The organism is Vibrio maerlii, from assembly GCF_003415655.1.
GTDB classification, from domain to species: Bacteria; Pseudomonadota; Gammaproteobacteria; order Enterobacterales; family Vibrionaceae; genus Vibrio; species Vibrio maerlii.
This window is the reverse complement of the sequence record NZ_QRHC01000004.1, coordinates 396,204-413,231: the sequence shown is the minus strand read 5'-3', so window position 1 is coordinate 413,231 and position 17,028 is coordinate 396,204. Positions and strand designations below refer to the sequence as shown.

12 protein-coding genes are annotated in these 17,028 nt (G+C 43.5%); 5 read left to right on the top strand and 7 right to left on the bottom strand.

The window, feature by feature from the left end:
• Positions 1-87 precede the first annotated feature (87 nt).
• Positions 88-1,185, top strand: a complete 1,098-nt coding sequence (locus DPF91_RS09305) for an autoinducer 2-binding periplasmic protein LuxP (protein ID WP_420855593.1) — start codon at positions 88-90, stop codon at positions 1,183-1,185.
• Between the two features lie 89 nt (positions 1,186-1,274).
• Positions 1,275-3,752, top strand: a complete 2,478-nt coding sequence (locus DPF91_RS09300; protein ID WP_164684111.1) for a LuxQ periplasmic sensor domain-containing protein — start codon at positions 1,275-1,277, stop codon at positions 3,750-3,752.
• Here the strand turns inward: DPF91_RS09300 and DPF91_RS09295 are convergent.
• The 3 genes from DPF91_RS09295 to yccS form a co-directional block, all read right to left on the bottom strand.
• Complete coding sequence (locus DPF91_RS09295) at positions 3,744-4,397, bottom strand: PilZ domain-containing protein (protein ID WP_117234128.1); 654 nt, start codon at positions 4,395-4,397, stop codon at positions 3,744-3,746. The genes DPF91_RS09300 and DPF91_RS09295 overlap by 9 nt on opposite strands.
• A 153-nt stretch (positions 4,398-4,550) precedes the next feature.
• The gene (locus DPF91_RS22060) at positions 4,551-4,721 is read right to left on the bottom strand and encodes a hypothetical protein (protein ID WP_164684110.1); all 171 of its coding nucleotides are present in this window, start codon (positions 4,719-4,721) and stop codon (positions 4,551-4,553) included.
• A 144-nt stretch (positions 4,722-4,865) separates the two neighbouring features.
• On the bottom strand, positions 4,866-7,040 hold the full coding sequence (yccS, locus tag DPF91_RS09290) for a YccS family putative transporter (RefSeq protein WP_117234127.1): 2,175 nt from the start codon (positions 7,038-7,040) through the stop codon (positions 4,866-4,868).
• Positions 7,041-7,217: 177 nt separating this feature from the next.
• Between yccS and helD the strand changes: the two genes are divergently transcribed.
• Both helD and DPF91_RS09280 read left to right on the top strand, forming a co-directional pair.
• Positions 7,218-9,284 carry a DNA helicase IV gene (helD, locus tag DPF91_RS09285; RefSeq protein WP_117234126.1) on the top strand — a complete coding sequence of 689 codons (2,067 nt, stop codon included), beginning with the start codon at positions 7,218-7,220 and terminating at the stop codon, positions 9,282-9,284.
• A gap of 4 nt (positions 9,285-9,288) precedes the next feature.
• On the top strand, positions 9,289-9,642 hold the full coding sequence (locus tag DPF91_RS09280) for a VOC family protein (protein WP_117234125.1): 354 nt from the start codon (positions 9,289-9,291) through the stop codon (positions 9,640-9,642).
• Between the two features lie 83 nt (positions 9,643-9,725).
• Here DPF91_RS09280 and DPF91_RS09275 read toward each other — a convergent pair whose 3' ends face one another.
• Together DPF91_RS09275 and torT are read right to left on the bottom strand one after the other, a co-directional pair.
• Positions 9,726-10,181: a methylglyoxal synthase gene (locus DPF91_RS09275; protein WP_117234124.1), complete on the bottom strand. Its 456-nt coding sequence runs from the start codon at positions 10,179-10,181 to the stop codon at positions 9,726-9,728.
• A gap of 31 nt (positions 10,182-10,212) precedes the next feature.
• Positions 10,213-11,214 carry a TMAO reductase system periplasmic protein TorT gene (gene torT / locus DPF91_RS09270; protein WP_117234123.1) on the bottom strand — a complete coding sequence of 334 codons (1,002 nt, stop codon included), beginning with the start codon at positions 11,212-11,214 and terminating at the stop codon, positions 10,213-10,215.
• 126 nt (positions 11,215-11,340) lie between these two features.
• On the opposite strand from torT, the gene torS reads away from it, so the two are divergent.
• Positions 11,341-14,259, top strand: a complete 2,919-nt coding sequence (gene torS, locus DPF91_RS09265) for a TMAO reductase system sensor histidine kinase/response regulator TorS (protein WP_117234122.1) — start codon at positions 11,341-11,343, stop codon at positions 14,257-14,259.
• A 100-nt stretch (positions 14,260-14,359) separates the two neighbouring features.
• On the opposite strand, the gene DPF91_RS09260 is transcribed toward torS, so the two are convergent.
• Both DPF91_RS09260 and DPF91_RS09255 read right to left on the bottom strand, forming a co-directional pair.
• Positions 14,360-14,545, bottom strand: a complete 186-nt coding sequence (locus tag DPF91_RS09260; RefSeq protein WP_117234121.1) for a hypothetical protein — start codon at positions 14,543-14,545, stop codon at positions 14,360-14,362.
• A gap of 84 nt (positions 14,546-14,629) precedes the next feature.
• The gene (locus DPF91_RS09255; protein ID WP_117234120.1) at positions 14,630-16,996 is read right to left on the bottom strand and encodes a fatty acid cis/trans isomerase; all 2,367 of its coding nucleotides are present in this window, start codon (positions 16,994-16,996) and stop codon (positions 14,630-14,632) included.
• Between the last annotated feature and the right edge of the window lie 32 nt (positions 16,997-17,028).

Here is a 17,028-nt window from a genome sequence, read left to right as displayed (position 1 = left end):
AATATGCGATAATTTGCTCATAGAACGTAATAAACGTCATTGGCTAGCTCTCCAAGAGCACAAAATATAAGCGTAAAGCGCAGTATAATTATGAAAAAACAAATAACGACTCTTCTAGTGACGGTGGTCTTATCACCGCTTGCCCAATCGGCACAAAATCTCAGTGGGTATTGGGAATACAATGAATTTCTCAATGCACATCCGGCTCAACAAAAACTAACCAAAGCGCTGGTAGACTCGGTTGAAAGCGCACCAGTTCCTTTGGTTGCAGAACAAACCAAACCCATCCAGATTTCGGTGGTTTATCCTGGTCAGCAAATTTCGGATTATTGGGTTCGTAACATCAAGGCGTTTGAAAAACGTTTAGATAAGCTCGGCATTCAGTATGAAATAAACCAAGTCTTTACAAGGCCAAGTCTAGATATTCGTCAGCAAAGTTTATCTTTGATGGAAGCCGTCAAGAACGCACCGGATTACCTCGTATTTACCCTGGATACTACTCGCCACCGCAAGTTCATTGAGCATGTACTAAACAGTTCAGAGACAAAACTGATCCTGCAAAACATTACTACCCCTGTCCGCGCTTGGAATAACAACCAACCGTTTATGTACGTTGGCTTTGACCATGCGACTGGCAGCCGAATGCTGGCGGACTATTTTGATGAAAGAGTAGAAGAAAAGGGGAGTTACTCTGTTCTTTATCGGTCGCAAGGTTATGTCAGTGATGCTCGTGGCGATACTTTTATTGAAAAGATGAGCCATCAAGATAACTACAAGTTGGCGTCGTCATATTATACCCAAGCAAACAAGGGGAGTAGCTATTCAGCTACACTTAACATTCTGGAGAGAAACCCAGAGATAGAATTTATCTATGCGTGCTCAACGGACGTAGCACTGGGTGCGATAGAAGCTCTTAAAGAGTCGAACCGTGAAGACGTGCTGATTAACGGCTGGGGTGGGGGCTCTGCGGAATTAGAGTCGATCAAAGAGGGTGGCTTAGATGTGACTGTCATGCGTATGAACGATGATACTGGTATTGCTATGGCCGATGCGATCAAGTGGGACATCGAGGGTAAGCCTGTGCCAACGACCTATTCAGGGGACTTTGAACTAGTAACACAAGATGATACTCCTGAACGAATTGAACTGTTGAAACAGCGAGCTTTTCGTTACTCGGATAACTAAGAGACAAATGCATCGCAATGGTAAAAATGATTAAAACCCACAATAAGAAATCTTTAACTAACTACATCACCCGTGTAGTGGTTTTTGTTATGGGTTTTTCGCTTGTCATCGCGATGCTTCAACACTACCGATTTAGCTCGAGCATCATTAATGAAGAGATCAACAGTAACCTTCAAAGGGTGTCTAGCCTTATACAAAATCAGTTTGATTACCACCTCAATATTCGACAAATTCAACAAGACCGTAATGCTAACAGTACAACGGTAGCGGATTTGTACAACAAGCGAGATCTCAGTGGCTTAGACTACTACTTTCTAGGGCTCGATGAAGCTACACCTCAAAATACTCCTGATATCCGCTTCATATTTGATGACAATGGATTATTTTGGGATGACGGCAACGCGCAGTTTTACGGTTTGAGCAGTCAAGATCTCGAAGCTTTGGCCGTCAAAGTGGCATTTAGTGCTGACTGGTATTCTTCCTCTGTAGATGGAGCATTAGGCAAACGACACGTTTTGATGCGCCGTGCTCCGATGATCGAGCAAGATACGGGGCGAGTCCTTTCTCAACTCTATATTATCCAAATCCTAGACAATAGTTTTAGTTTGGTTGAAAGCTTGCAGAACGCTAGTGATACATTGGATGTACTGTTATCTGTCAACTCGACTCCAGTCGCGGATACACTGAGCAGAGAGATCGACTATCAGGTCTCTGACCTACTATTGACCACTCAGGGGACGACGATGGGAGGTCAGTATATTACTTCCTATACCCGTTTGAACATTGACGGCGAACCATCTCCACTATTGGTAATCAGTGTCCTTAATAACTCGAGTATCAACGAACTGCGCACTAGCCAGCTTCGAAACCTCGCTTCCATGTTAGTTTTACTGGTCATCTTATCTTTGATCGGCAAAGCGTATTTTGACCGTCAGGTGGCGAAAGAGCTCACCAACTTAATGGAATTTACGAAGAATGCCGGTCATCATGAGACTGCCCCTGTTTATTCAGGTTCGAAGATCAAAGAGTTTCATCATATTGGATACACGCTAGAAAATACTTTTGAGCAACTGATGGAGCGAGAGCGCTCTTTCCAAGATCTATTTAACTTCTCGCCATCGCTTGTGATCATTTGGGACAGCAATCTTCATGTTTTGCAGATAAACCCGGCAGCTCGAGAGGTACTCGACCATCAAGGCCCTTCAAGCCAGTTTAGCCAGTTTCTTCTCGACATTGGAGGCTATTTATCGACGTCATTGGACGGAAAGCCTCAAACCGAGGTTTACGTACCTGTCGGAGAGCGGGTATTCCGTTGGACGATCTCTCCAATTCAACTAGAAAATGGTGTTCACACCATTATTACCCAAGGCTCTGATGTAACCTCGCTTATTGAAGCAGAGAAGCAGAGTGAGCGGGCTCGAATTGAGGCAGAAAGTGCTGCACACGCACGAGCTGATTTTCTTGCGCGTATGAGCCATGAGATAAGAACGCCACTTAACGGCATTTTAGGTATCTCTCAACTACTTAAAGAATCTATTTCAACGCCCGAACAGAAAAAGCAGGTTGAGGTTCTTCATAACAGTGGAGAGCACTTGTTAGAAGTGCTCAATGATGTGCTTGACTTCAGTAAGATTGAACAAGGTAAGTTCGAAATTATCTTACAAGAGTTTAAGTATGCGGATCTAGTGAAGCCGGTATTCAATATATTCCAGACCCTGTGTTTGACCAAAGGTGTGGATTTTGAGCTCGCGACCGATGTTGAGGAAGAGCTGCTTCTGATATCGGATCAAACACGTCTTAAGCAGATTATCTTAAATCTCGTTAGTAACGCAGTAAAGTTTACTCATCAAGGAAAGGTAACTGTAGCCATTCATTGGCATGATAGACAACGTAAGCAGCTCAATATTGACGTCACTGATACCGGAATTGGCATTGAGAAGTCGCGACTAAAGAACATGTTTGAACCCTTTGTCCAAGCTGAGCCTACGATTACCCGAGAATATGGTGGTAGTGGTCTGGGACTAACCATCGTTAAAAATCTTGTTGATATGCTTGGTGGTGACATCAATGTGAAAAGCAGTGTAGGGGAAGGCTCAGTATTCAGCGTACAAGTGCCAGTGAAAGTCGCTTCAGTGTTCGAAGAAGCACAAGAAGACGAAGCCTTTCCGATTGATTACGGGCTTTTTGGAAAACCGCTTAATATTTTGTTGGTTGAAGACAATCACACTAACGCATTTATTGCTCAAGCGTTTTGCAAGAAGTATCAGATGGATGTGGTTTGGGCGAAAGATGGTCAAGAAGCGTTAGAGCTAGTGGCTGAACAGCCGTTTGACCTGATCTTGATGGATAATCAACTGCCGACAATTAGTGGTATTGATACGACAGAAAAAATCCGCAATCAGCTAAAACTTACTACCCCAATTTATGCATGTACGGCTGATGGCTTAAGCGAAACTCGCCAAGCGTTCTTTAATGCAGGAGCGAACTTAGTACTTGTCAAACCCCTGCAGGAAATAACGCTTTATAATGCGTTTGTTGCGTTGAAGAATGATCTCGCTCTAACCTAGGTTTCCAGATTTAAAGCTCTGTTCGAGTAACTCTCGCTTAAGATCGTGAGTTAATAGGATGGGGCTTTCAAATTGAATACCTACGATAAACCCCGTAGCTTGTTTTCTAATACTGACGACTCTGCTCACCAAGTCACTCGGCAGCATTCTGTTCAACTCAGAGTCTATACTCACTTCGTTACCGATCTCTAATACCCCAGTATCATTTAATAACAACCCGCACCCTGATACAGAAAAGTCGATCATATAGCCTTGTAAGTAGTGTTCTCTTAGACGGACCGCAGCATTGAGGTTAAGTTTATATCTCTCGTGTTCACGGATGGGCTTGCTGGCAATACTGGTTGGTGCGGACATAAATACCTGAAGAGCGGGTGCGGAAATCGCTTGGATTACGTTGCATTTAAATGCTATGACATGCCCATACTCGGTATCACTGATCGCTCGTACAATGATGTTAACTGATGCGGATTCTGTTTCAGTGATTTTATCCATCGCTTGTTGCGTGAGTTCGAATACCACGTATTTCGTGGGTTTATTGCCGATATAAATTGCTGAAAAATTATATTTGGCAGAACCGTTAGCTTCGAGGGTAATACTAACCGCTGCGCCGGGTACTAAGAATCGATTGAGGTCGTTGTTGTTCATTGAAATCGTTCACCGTCCGTGTGTGGATGATCTCATCATATGATGAAGAACGGCGAATGTCATTATTTCGTGTGGTGTGTTGTATAAGGTTGTGGGAAGCTGATAGGGCAAACAATATTGGAGATAAATCGAGCGTGGGTTATAACCAGCAGATTAGAGGAACAGTTTAGAGATAGCGTCGCGCTCTTCGTCTGTTAGGATATCTTGTTTCTCAGGTGTTTTTTCTTCAATAGACGCATTGATTTGGTCACTCAAAGCTTTTAATTGTGACGGACTCAGTTGTTCTAGTTGTTGTTGGAGTAGTTCAAACTGATGCTGTGACATGGCGAAACCTAAACATGTGTACTCTTAAAATATAGGGTCTAGTTTAAATATCCGCCACTTTGTAATGTTATCTTAATGTCAGAGTTAGTTTAATGCAGTGACAGAATATGCCTACAAAGCGTGATAGACCTCATCTATGGAGTGTCACTTCTCATTATCACTTTTGTCCACTCGTACCGCAAATTTGCTCGCAAGTGAGTGTAGCTCTGGCAGCATAATGTAAATCAGATGTAACTGCTGTAATACCATTTTCACAGACTCATCATCATCTTCGCGCCATTCTTTCAGTCTTGCTTCGATACCTTGATTATATAGCGATGAAAGATCACAAGCAGCAGAGTGATTGAAAAGTTGCTCGTGTAGAATTTGTAGATGCTGATGGATAACATTGTGCGCATCGAAGATCAGTTTATGAGTACTTTCATCCTCAATGCGAGTTCGGTGCGCTCCCAGTGCAGAAATGTAGCTCAAGAGCGCATGATTTAAGGTGAGGAATCTAAAGCTCTCATCAGTCGCTGAGCGGTAACGCCCTGGTTCAACGAGCATATTACTTATAGCCACAGAGAGAGCGGCATCTTGGTTATGCGCTTCACGACGTGCTATACGATAACTTAGACTATCTTTCTTACCGACACGATATTGGCCAATAATCTGTGCAAGATAATTGCGATTGGCACTCATTGAGCTTGCCATCACACGGTGCAACTTACTTGATTGCCAGTCGGGTAGTATGTAGGTAACAGCCAACACAGCCAATGCACAGCCAACTAAAGTATCTCCTAAACGGGGTAATATAACCGCGTAACCTTCACCTAATTGGTTGAAGCAGAAGAGAACCAATAGGGTAATAAATCCGGTAGCGTAACTGTAATTGTTGATACGAAATGCAAAGAACATCACACCCGACAATATGATGAAGGCAAGTTGGCTCTCTTGCGACGGGAAGAGTGTTAACAGCATGCCCCCAATGAGTAAGCCAGCGACGGTGCCGATAACACGGTCTTTGAGTTTTTGTTTCGTTGCGCTGTAGTTTGGTTGGCAAACGAATAGCGTTGTTAGCAATATCCAATATCCGCGTTCAATATCAAAGGTCTGAATGATGGCGTAACCCAAAGTTAGAGCAATTGACATACGAATTGCATGTCTGAACAGCATCGAGCTTGGATTTAGGTTAGAACGAATTCGACTCCACATAGTTTTCGGTGTGTGAACACTTGTGTCATCCAGTTGACGCTCTTCTTCGATATGGTGCGTATCAGGGTTTGAAACATTAGATAGCTGCTTCTCAACCATCGCCAAGTTGTTGAACAAATAACTCAATTGACTAATTGATTGACGCCATTGAGGGTTGTTCTGCTCAGTTAAAAAAGCAAGAGATTGTTGCAGCTCATCTAACGATAAAATTGAGTCATCGTTATGGGTATATGTCTGGCCAAGCGCGATCGAGTTAGCGATCTTACGACACGCTTTCGCTTGTTCTTGAAGTAAATGCTTAAAGCGAAAAAGAATATCTGAGCGTTCAAATTGATTGGCAAGATCTTGGTATCGATAGTGGCTTGAGCTGACACGTTCGTGAATATCTTGCGCTAAGAAGTAAACATTGAGAAATCGGTCACTCGGGCCGTCAATGTGACCATGTTTTGAGCGATGAAGTAATGTCGCTTTACAGCCATTGAGTGATGATACGGTATTCGCATTCAATTTCGCTTCGAGAATACGAAAAGGCTGTGGGTCGAGATTAGATTTAGGGTGGAACAGATCACTCTTGAGTTCAAGGTAATCAGCGAGCGTGATGAAAACGTTGCTTAAGCTTTGTTGCACGGGTTGCATCGGCCAAATGATTTGCCAAATCATCGACAATAGATAATACCAAGCAGCACCAGCGAGCAGTAGTAAAGGTTGGAACCAGATATTGGTGCTCTCATGGGCTCCCAACATAGCGTAAATGGCGATAAGTAATGAACCAAACGCGATACTTGCATACCTTGGCCCGATGGAGCCAAGCATGATAAATCCGAAGGTAGAAACAAATAGGCCGATAGCAAACAGAATAGGTGTTTTGAACAGTAGCTCTATGGAGAAAGCGGCAATGGCGAAGCAGATAAATGTCAGTAGTAGTGCTTTTAGTCGACCAAAAAAACTGTCGTCACTTTCCGCCAGTGCAGCAGCGATTACACCCAGTATTAATGGTGTGATGAGCTGAGTTTGTTCGAAATGCCAAGCGGGTACAACAACACCTAAAAAGGTGAGTAAAATAAGGATACTGTAGCTAATCGTACGATTTGCGCCTAATTGACGTAGGTAGTTAGTTTTTTGCACGGGAACTTATTGTTGAGATCAAGAGAGCAGCTTGGCTAAAACACTATTTTAGCATTAATCAACGCCTTAGTATTAACGAAACAAGCCAATGGCCTCTGATTCTAAAGATATTTTTTCTGTGGTAATGTCTGATATAAGTATCATCGTTAACACGTTCCAATTTGAGAGTGATTTATTATGGATGTATGTGCGAGTCGCTCTGCACGATTCTTTACCCAAAATGCTTACCACGACCTTTCTGTCGAGGATGACACCTTAGTCGTCAGCTCGGAGAGCAGTGAGGAGCGTATCCCTTTCTCCATCTGGAATGGTGAGTTGGAATTGGAGCGTGGACTCGTATGGGATTCTCTTGTTGTTTGGGCTCACCCGAAGCAAGATAAGCAAATGGCATGGAAGGTACAAGGCTTGCCCAAAAGTGAAAGCAAGCGATTTGCCCATCAGATTGTGTCTCAATATCAAGCTTGGCATGAAAGGCAATGTGAAACCCTAAATGCCTACCTGCCAACTTGGGAAAGAGAACTGCATCGACTGGTTCAACTACAAAGTTTCTTACCGTATTCAAGCGTGAGTGGGTGGGTACAGCAAGTGACTAGTGACTTTGAAACGATGAGTATTTCACTCGAAGAGGCGTCGCATTGGATGCCTAATCGAATGGAAGTCATCAGCAATTGGCTACTTGATTGTGATTTGGCACTTTCTAATCGCAACTTAAAATGGTTAGAGACAGAGCGTCACAATTGGTCTGTACTTTTTTCTCAAGTCGAATCTTCAGCTCTCAACCGTTCTCAACAAGAAGCAGTATTGCTCAACAATGATCACAACTTAATTTTAGCTGGGGCAGGGACAGGTAAAACATCGGTCTTGATGGCTCGCGTTGCTTATTTGCTTCAAAGTCACCAAGCTCAGGGTGAGCAGATTCTGTTACTCGCATTCGGTCGTAAAGCCGCTGAAGAAATGCGAGTGCGTTTAAAGGAAAAATTTGGCCTTGCAGCAGAAAGAGTGACAGTGGCGACATTCCACCAACTTGGTTTGAAGATCATCCGTGAGGTTGAGGGGGCTAATGTTGAAATCTCGCGCATCGCAACCGATGAAAATCAAAAGAAGGCATGGTGTATTGATTGGCTTAAAAAGCACTGGATGACACCAACCAATTTCAAGCGTTGGCAAAAACACTTGTCTCAATGGCCTATTGCTTATATCACAGGTGATGATGAGCTCGGAAGCAATGCCGAAAACCCGAAGCTGATTGCTTGGTTAGCCTCTCAGTTGGATATTTTGAATAGCCTCGGTATGAATAAGAAATCGGTTCAACAGGAGATTGTTGATCATCAGGATTACCCACGTCTAAATAGTGAACTATCCTTGGTCTGGCCTTGTTATCAAGCTTGGTTACAAATGTTGAAGGAATCCAATCAATTAGATTTTCCTGCAATGATCGCTAAAGCAAGTAACTATGTAGCTAAGAGTAAGTTTAAGAGCGGCTGGAAGTTCATCATGGTGGATGAGTACCAAGATATTTCACCGGATCGATTAGAGCTGATTGAAGGGCTTTGTAACCTTGAAACAGCAGAAGGTAAACCCTCTTTGTTTGCTGTAGGGGATGATTGGCAATCGATTTATCAGTTCGCGGGATCGGATGTGGATCTGACTACAGGCTTCGCAGCGCGTTTCCCTCACTCGTCGTCGCACTCGCTACAAACAACTTACCGTTTTAATAATCAAATTGGGGCAGTCGCCAACCAATTTGTGCAGCAAAACCCCTCTCAGATTAAAAAGAATCTAGAATCACACAAAGAGCAAAAGAAAAAAGCGGTAACATTACTTCCAAACAACAAACTTGAAGTTCAGTTGGAGAAGCTCAACAACGAACGCAATCGTGGTGCGAAAGTATTGTTGTTGGGTAGAAACCATTATCACAAGCCAGAGAGTTTTGATGAATGGAAAACGGCATTCGATCTGATCGAGATCGAGTTTATGACTTGTCATGCAAGTAAAGGTCGAGAAGCAGACTTTGTGTTTGTTTTATCAGTTGATGATGGTCAATTTCCAGCTCGTGAGCGTCAGGTGCATTTGGATAATGCATTACTTTCAAGTGGTGAAGGGTATGAACATGCTGAAGAGCGTCGATTATTCTATGTAGCCATGACTCGAGCCAAAAAACATGTTTGGGTCTGCTTTGGTGCAGCGCCATCAGTGTTTGTGACTGAACTACAATCTAGTCAATATCCAACAATCAAAGGATGATGCAATGGAACATGAATCCATAAACTATGTTGAGTTTCCTGCCCAAGATTTGTCTACGACAAAACAGTTTTTTAACCAGGTCTTTAATTGGAGTTTTGAGGATTATGGTGATGAATACACTGCCTTTGAAGCAAAAGGGCTGACTGGAGGGTTTTATCTCTCGGATAAAGCTAGCTCAACGGAATCAGGTGCAGCATTAATTGTCATTTATAGCCAAGACTTGGAAGCGACGCAAAGTAAGATTGAGCAGGCTGGTGGCGTGGTTCATGTGCCTATATTTGCATTCCCGGGAGGGAGGCGTTTCCATTTTAAAGAGCCAAGCGGCAATGAATTGGCTGTATGGAGTGATCGAGAGTAACCCGGCTCGATATTCTTAGCCAGTATAAAAAGAGAGCCGTTTAATGGCTCTCTCTTAGTTTGAATTGTGGATAATTAATAAAACTATGTACGCTTGGCTAGGTAAGCTTCGTAGTCTGGAATCTCGATATCGGTTTCTTGCCCTAGTAGCGGTGAAGCGATGAGGAAGTTCGCAGTTGCACGGTTAGTTGCTGTAGGGATATTCCAAACACTTGCGATACGAAGTAGTGCTTTCACGTCTGGATCGTGAGGAACGGCATTAAGTGGATCCCAGAAGAAAATTAGCATGTCGATTTTACCTTCAGAGATGAGTGCGCCCAGTTGTTGGTCACCCCCCATTGGGCCACTGATCATGCTTTTGATCGCTAAGCCAGTTTCTTTGCTCAACATTGAGCCGGTTGTACCCGTTGCATAAAGAAAGTGGCCTTGTAGAGACTCCTTGTTTTCCGCTACCCAGCGTAATAGTTCAGGCTTACAATTATCGTGAGCGACAAGTGCAATGTGTTTGTGTGCGGGCATCGTGCGGGTTGTTTTTTCCATGTTGTTTCCTAGTTATATACTTCTAATCTTTCTATTCTACGTGAAATACGGGTCTGAATTCTGAGGGGGACAGCGAGTTTTTGATCACTTCATCCGTTAAATTGTGTTGCGTTAAAGGCACAATGTCAGGTGATAGCTTATTTTGGTACGGTTCTTGGTTATACCAATGCATCACTTGCTGAATAGATAATCGCCCTTGTTCAACCATTTGATCGGTAGGGGCAAACTCTACTCGGTCACGGATAAGCCCGCGATAAACACCATGGCTGAGATAAGTTGAAATCAGTCCAATTTCACCGGTTTTATTTGCTGAGCGTAATTCACTGATAGCGGCTTCGATAGCAACGGCGCTACCAACGATGTAATCGACATCTTCTTTATCGATAATTTGCTGGATTAAGTTACGCTGTAACTCCTTGTCATTATCTTCCCAATGTGTGCTGGAGATGATGACGTTACTATCTTGAATAGCATCATAAAATCCTTTTATTACAGGTTTTGTACCACCACTAGAGTTTGGGCCGGGTAGGAGAGCAACTCTTGTTTCCTTGGAGTCTTTAGAGTGAGCTCTATTCAAGTATTGGCCGGTGTAGTATCCCATCCAATACCAGTCGACACCGACACTGCCTTTAAGTAGGCTTTCTTGGTCTTCAGAAATGTCTAAAGCGTTTACAGTTGCAAAAACAGGCGTGTTACCAATGATGTCCTCTAGATTCCCCATATAAGCGTCGGGAGAGACTGTACCCAGAATGATCGCATCGGCTTGCCAGTTGACACACAAGGAAAGCTGCTGACGTTGCTTATCGATATTCGGGTAGCCGCCAGACTCAAGGACTCTGAGTTCTGCCCCAAGCTTTTTGGCTTCATCGACCATTCCGTAATTAACTGACAACCAGTAGGAATCTTTTAGGTGTGGGTAAATCGCGCAGATACGAGGTTTGGTTTCTGATGCCTTGTTCTTAGATTTAACCTCGATTGCGTGTGTGGCAAAAGCGGTACCGAGAAGAGATAGTAGTGTTAAGAATAAGCGCATAGAAAACCAAAGGGATAATGAATTGAGTAATGACGCTGAATTCATTGATATCATTGGAATCTCAGCGTTAAACACCGCACAATATAAACCATTCGTATTGAATTAAGAAGTATAGGCTACTCCGTTATGATCCTTGCCCCAGCCAGTATCGGCCGCAGATTATTATTTTCGTTTAGTGCACTGGCGAGCTTAATCTTATTATCGGCTCTTATCGGTGTATCTGGATTTCGCTTTGTCGAAAAGACGGAACAGAAAGTAGTAGAGTCTGCTATTCCTTCGATGATTGAAGCGCGAGAGATTTCTCTACTGAGTGCACGCATCACGTCCTCGGTTCAAGAGCTTGCCAATGCGCGTTTTGAATCCCAAAGACGGGAATCTGGTCAGCAAGCATCTGAGCAGCTTGAGTCACTACTAATGCACATTAAGTCGATTGGTGTTGAGTCATTCGACGCACAAGTATTGTACGCACTGGAGACATCAGTACAGAACATCATTGATACTATCGCCAACCTTGGTACGACAGTAGAAGAGAAACTTTGGCTCAATCAGGAAATCAAGCAACGTGTTGAAGCGATGCGGCTATTGGCCGATGAGCTTGAAGACCTAACTCGCACTCAAGTGCTCAATACTAGTACAGTAGCCGTTGCGAACGTTACCCATATCTACGATCTCCTCGAAAGCAACAGGATTGATGATGCATTGAAAGCGTTAGACACGCTTGTGGAAGTGGATATGGATATGTCCGAGCGCCTTCACGAGTTACATCTATTGGCTTATCAATTAGTAACTGAGATTGAGGAATCTAGAACAGTATCTGATGTAAAACGTATCTCAGAACTGAAAGAACTCTTTGACGGTAACTTGAAGATCATACAGCGCCGAGTAATAACGGTTGAGGACCCAACCCGTTCTGAGTTGATGTTAGGGTTGGTTGCTAAGCTTAATATGGGTTCTGTGCTATTTGATCTTCTGCTTCAACGCGGAGAAGCAGAAGCCCGATCAGAGCAGCTTACTCAACAAACCTTAGAGCACTTTGCACAACTGAATACCACCGTCGGAGTGCTTATCAATGAATCTAACAGTGCCACGACAGCTGCGATAGATGAACTAACGACAACCCTTAACTTAGCAAGAATGAGCCTTTTAGGGATCTCATTTATTGGTTTGATGATCATAGTAATCATCATGTGGCGAGTTGTGTATCGTTCTGTCGTGAGGCGGTTAGACGCATACTCATCAGCGCTTCAATCGATTGCGATAGGGAAACATGATATCGAAATTGATACTAGCGGCAGTGATGAGTTAGCACGGATGGGTAAAGCGATTGTCAATGCTCGTGATACTGCAAAAGAGTTGGTGGTGGTTGGTGAGGCAGAGAAGAAAGCAAAACAAGCCTTACAAGACCATAAAGATCACTTGGAAGAGCTAGTAACCGAGCGAACACATCAGCTTGTTGAGGCGAACGACCGCTTAGAAGTCGAGGTCGATAACCACGCCGAAGCTCGTAAAGAAGCAGAGCAGGCTAACCGTGCTAAATCGGCATTCCTAGCCACTATGAGCCATGAAATTCGCACTCCAATGAATGGTGTACTAGGTACTGCCGCTTTATTAAAAGAAGAGGGACTAAGTCGCTCTCAAGCACATTATGTAGATGTGATTAACCGCAGCGGAAAGGCGTTACTAGAACTTCTTAATGACGTACTCGATTATTCAAAAATCGAAGCCGGAAAGCTCGCCGTTCGAAACGCTCCATTTAACCTAAAGACTGTTGTTAATGATGTCTTTGAGCTTTTCCAGAGTAGATCACTGGAGAAGCAGCTTGATTTGAATATGGTCATTGGGTCTGATGTGAAATCCTGCTACTTAGGTGATGACCTTCGCCTACGCCAAGTTCTTAGTAATTTAGTGGGTAATGCAATCAAGTTTACCCACCAAGGCCATGTCGATATTTTTGTTGATGTTGAAGGTGAAGACAGCTTGTACTTTGAGGTCAGCGATAGTGGTGTTGGAATTGAAGAAGACGCACAATCGTCACTATTTAATGCCTTTGCTCAAGCAGAACAGGGGATCTCTCAAGCAGGAGGAACCGGTTTGGGTTTAGCAATTAGTCAGAAGATCGTTGAGGCTTTTGGGTCAACCATTGAACTCGATTCAGAAGTCGGTGTAGGCAGTACATTTAGCTTTGTGATTAAACTTGAAGAAGCGGAAGAGTGCGACAATGAAGAACAGGTTCAGCATGAGCCGGCACATACTCAAGTGATTGCTAAAGTATTGCTTGTAGAAGACAACCCCGTAAACAGCATGGTGGCGAAAGGCTTTTTAGAAAAATCCGGGCACCAAGTCCTTATCGCTGAAGACGGTAGACAAGCACGAGATTTGTATCAGGATGAAGAGTTTGATATCGCACTGCTAGACATCAACTTACCTGATTGCAACGGTGTAGAATTACTTCAAGAATTAAAGACGATTGATGAGAGTTTACAGCGAGAGCCGATACCGATGATAGCAGTTTCCGCACATGTGTTCAGTGAGGATGTAGAGTCTTATCTTGCATCAGGCTTTAATAGTTATCTAGCGAAACCAATTAACAAAGAGCAATTAGAGAAGACAGTCAATCGAGAGTTGAATGGACGAATGTTGATACTCGACCAAGTTATTGATGATAGTAAAATAGCAAACTCTCCTCAAAGAGAAGAACAAGAAAATATGACAGACAGTATTCTAGAACAATCGGTAATCGAACAAGACATCAATGTACTGGGAACAGAAACCGTCGCGACAATTATTCGCTTATTTATTGAGTCGAGTGAACCATTGCTTGAAGAGTTACAGCAGTCATCAGAAGCTGGTGATGGGAGTAAAGTGAAAAGCTTAACGCACAAGCTAAAAGGTTCGGCGGGTAGTCTTGGATTAGAGCAGCTGAGAACGCTTTGTCATAGTATAGAAGCAGCTCCCAATCCTAATGAAAAGTACCTAGCTGAACGAGAAAATCTACAGAATATTTACCAACAGTCTTTGATTGCATTAAAACCATATCAAGCTTAGTCAGTTTTGATATCACGAAATACAAAGAAGCTCACCCCATGTGACTATGTGTATTAGTTCAGTCTATGTGTAGTGAGCTTCTCTTTTCTTCCGATGGGCATCACTTGGACGTGTCTTCAAAGTTCACCCAATTGTCGTCTAGCCTGTCTCCCTCATGCAGAAAATCCACGCGGGTTCTCAACATTTCTAGTTGGTCTTCAAGCTGTCGCACTGTCTCATAATCATCTTCAGAGCAGGCGACATATATCTGCTGTTCAAGCATTTCAATATTGTCACGGATGCTCATTGTGAATCTCCGTTTCTGTTGATGTCGATGACACCGTCAGAGTTGCTTCGACAGTGACAGTGCCGTTTATTAGGTCCTCAGACCCTAGCGATTCTCAAGTCGATTATAGTCTAATAATCCGGCTTCGATCGGTTGTTGGACTTGGTACACCTGATGAATTAAATCACTCGTTGGCCAAAACTCTGACGAGCTGCGGCGAATTGCGAATTGATCCAAAAGCTTAACGTAGTCCGCTTCACTTGACACTGTTGATACAAGAGAAACAAATTTTTCGATTTCATTTTCATTTAACCGAAGTAAAGCGGCTGGGTAGCTACCGACAACACCGCGAACAAGTGTTAAATCATCGTCCTCCGGTATACGATTGTTGTCCTCAGAGAACAGGCTTGAGATGTTTTTATGCGCATTGTTGTGAATGAGAGTAAACAGCTCGGGCTGACCTTCCTCACTGTCGACAACGATGGTGATTAATTGAGGGAAGAACTGGATGCCATCACTGTCAATCTTATCGATCTTAGCAAGCATTTCTTCATTGTTGTTTGCCAATGTGGTGTTGGTGATTTCATAGCGATCATCAAGCACCGGTGCTAATTTCTCTTTCAGTTTGGTGAACAGTTCGGCTTTGGGGTCATCGGTAAGATACTGCTCACCTGTTGGCTGGCTAAACGGCTGTACATTGCTTTGTAGAAAGTCGTTTAGCTCCTTGGGTTTGTCAATATACCAACTTTGATGCTCCTCATGACGCATGTCTTCAGGGAGTAGAGTAAGGAAGTGACTTTCACCCTCTAGACGTAAAAAATCCATGTATAGGCGTGTAATCAACTGGTGACCAAAATTGCCGTAAACGTCAAACCCAGCCACCAACAGGTAGTGGATGCGTTCTAGTAGTGCGTAGTCGATAACCCAAGCTGTTTTAGGTTGTTCACCAACCAGACCTTTTACAACGGAGGCACTATCAAAGTGTCGGAATACAGTAAGCGCAGCAGTATCGTTGCTGCCGTTTCCATCCCAAATGATATCCGTGGTCAGATGCTCTCCATCCTTGAACCATTTGTTCGTAAATTCAGATTTGGCTTTAAGGTAGCGGGCTTGCTGCTTGGAATACTTTACCCAATTCAACACAGGTAATGTATTACTATCGAGTTCACCAGGAAGTTTTAAGTTATCACGCTGCGAATCATAAAACTCATTTACTTCGGGCAAATCAGCTTTATCAGGGTCAACGAAAAACACCCAAAAACGGTCATTAATCACGTTCAGCGCTAATTGCCCACGACATACAGGGCCTTTGATAAATGCTTGTATTGTATTTTGAGCGTCTTGCAGCAAAAACTTAAAGCGTGCATTGACTGGGAGTGCGTCAAAGGCTGTCATGGGGTTAGCCGCTATATCAACATCATAGGAAGGCAGCTCAGGCACATCATAGTCATCCGCTAAGAACCACTCCGTCCATTCAATGAGCTTGGTCGAGTTAAGCGTATAAGGCATATGTGTCTTGTCTACAATCGTGCCGGGTACCGATACTAAGCGATAGTACACTCGATCAACTTGAGGATCATCATAAGGACGGCGAGTGACAATACGCTGAACTGGCTCTCCGGGTGGTGTAGACGAGCGAATAAGGCTGAAAAATCGCGGAGATTGCCCTGGCTTTAAATTGAGGTCTGAGAAATAGAGGTTAAACAGATAAATATGTTCATAGACATAGCGACTGGTTAACTGGACTTTGCGAGAACCTTTGTTGAAAAAATGCTCCCAGGTCTCTACTTGTTCCATTTCTTCTGGTGATAATGGTACCGGTGGGCTCATTTGAGCTCCCTCAGCAAGCCACGTTTTTAATGTAGCGTATTCTTCTGGATCTAAATTAGGTAAGCCATAAGGCATTCCCCATGTAGGGTGTTGTTGTTGATACTTATCAAACTCCTCGACAGTGGGACATACTTGGGTTCTATCGACAGCAAAATCGAAGCCTTCTAGCTGGTCTTGTTGTGGTTGTGGATAGAGTTCTTTCTGTGCCAGCATTTTAGCCATAACACCAGCTTCTAGGTTAGCCGTAACATTTTGGTCGCGCTCGTTGAGGACTGGATGAAAGCCGAGTTCACGCCACTCTTGGGTGGTCAGGGCATCTTCAAAAAGCCGTGTTGGTTGAGCTGCGGTTAGGCGAGTACCTTGGTAAACTAATTCTTTACTTGAACCGCGTTCAATACCGTCTACCGAAGAGAGCTTAAGTTGACATGGCGCGTCGTAACAGGCGTGGCAAACGACACATCGATTATCGAGAATAGGTTTAACTTCTGCCAAAAAGTCTTGCCCAGCAGTAGAGTTGTGTTCGACGACACGGTTTCGTACCTCAGGCTCTCCAAACAGTTGGTCATAGTTAAGGCCTGCATAGGTTGCACAACCTGAAAACAGTATTGCAAGCGCAATAGTGAATAATCGATTTAATTTCATAAGGTTATTCCTGTAACAACTCTGTTAAAAAT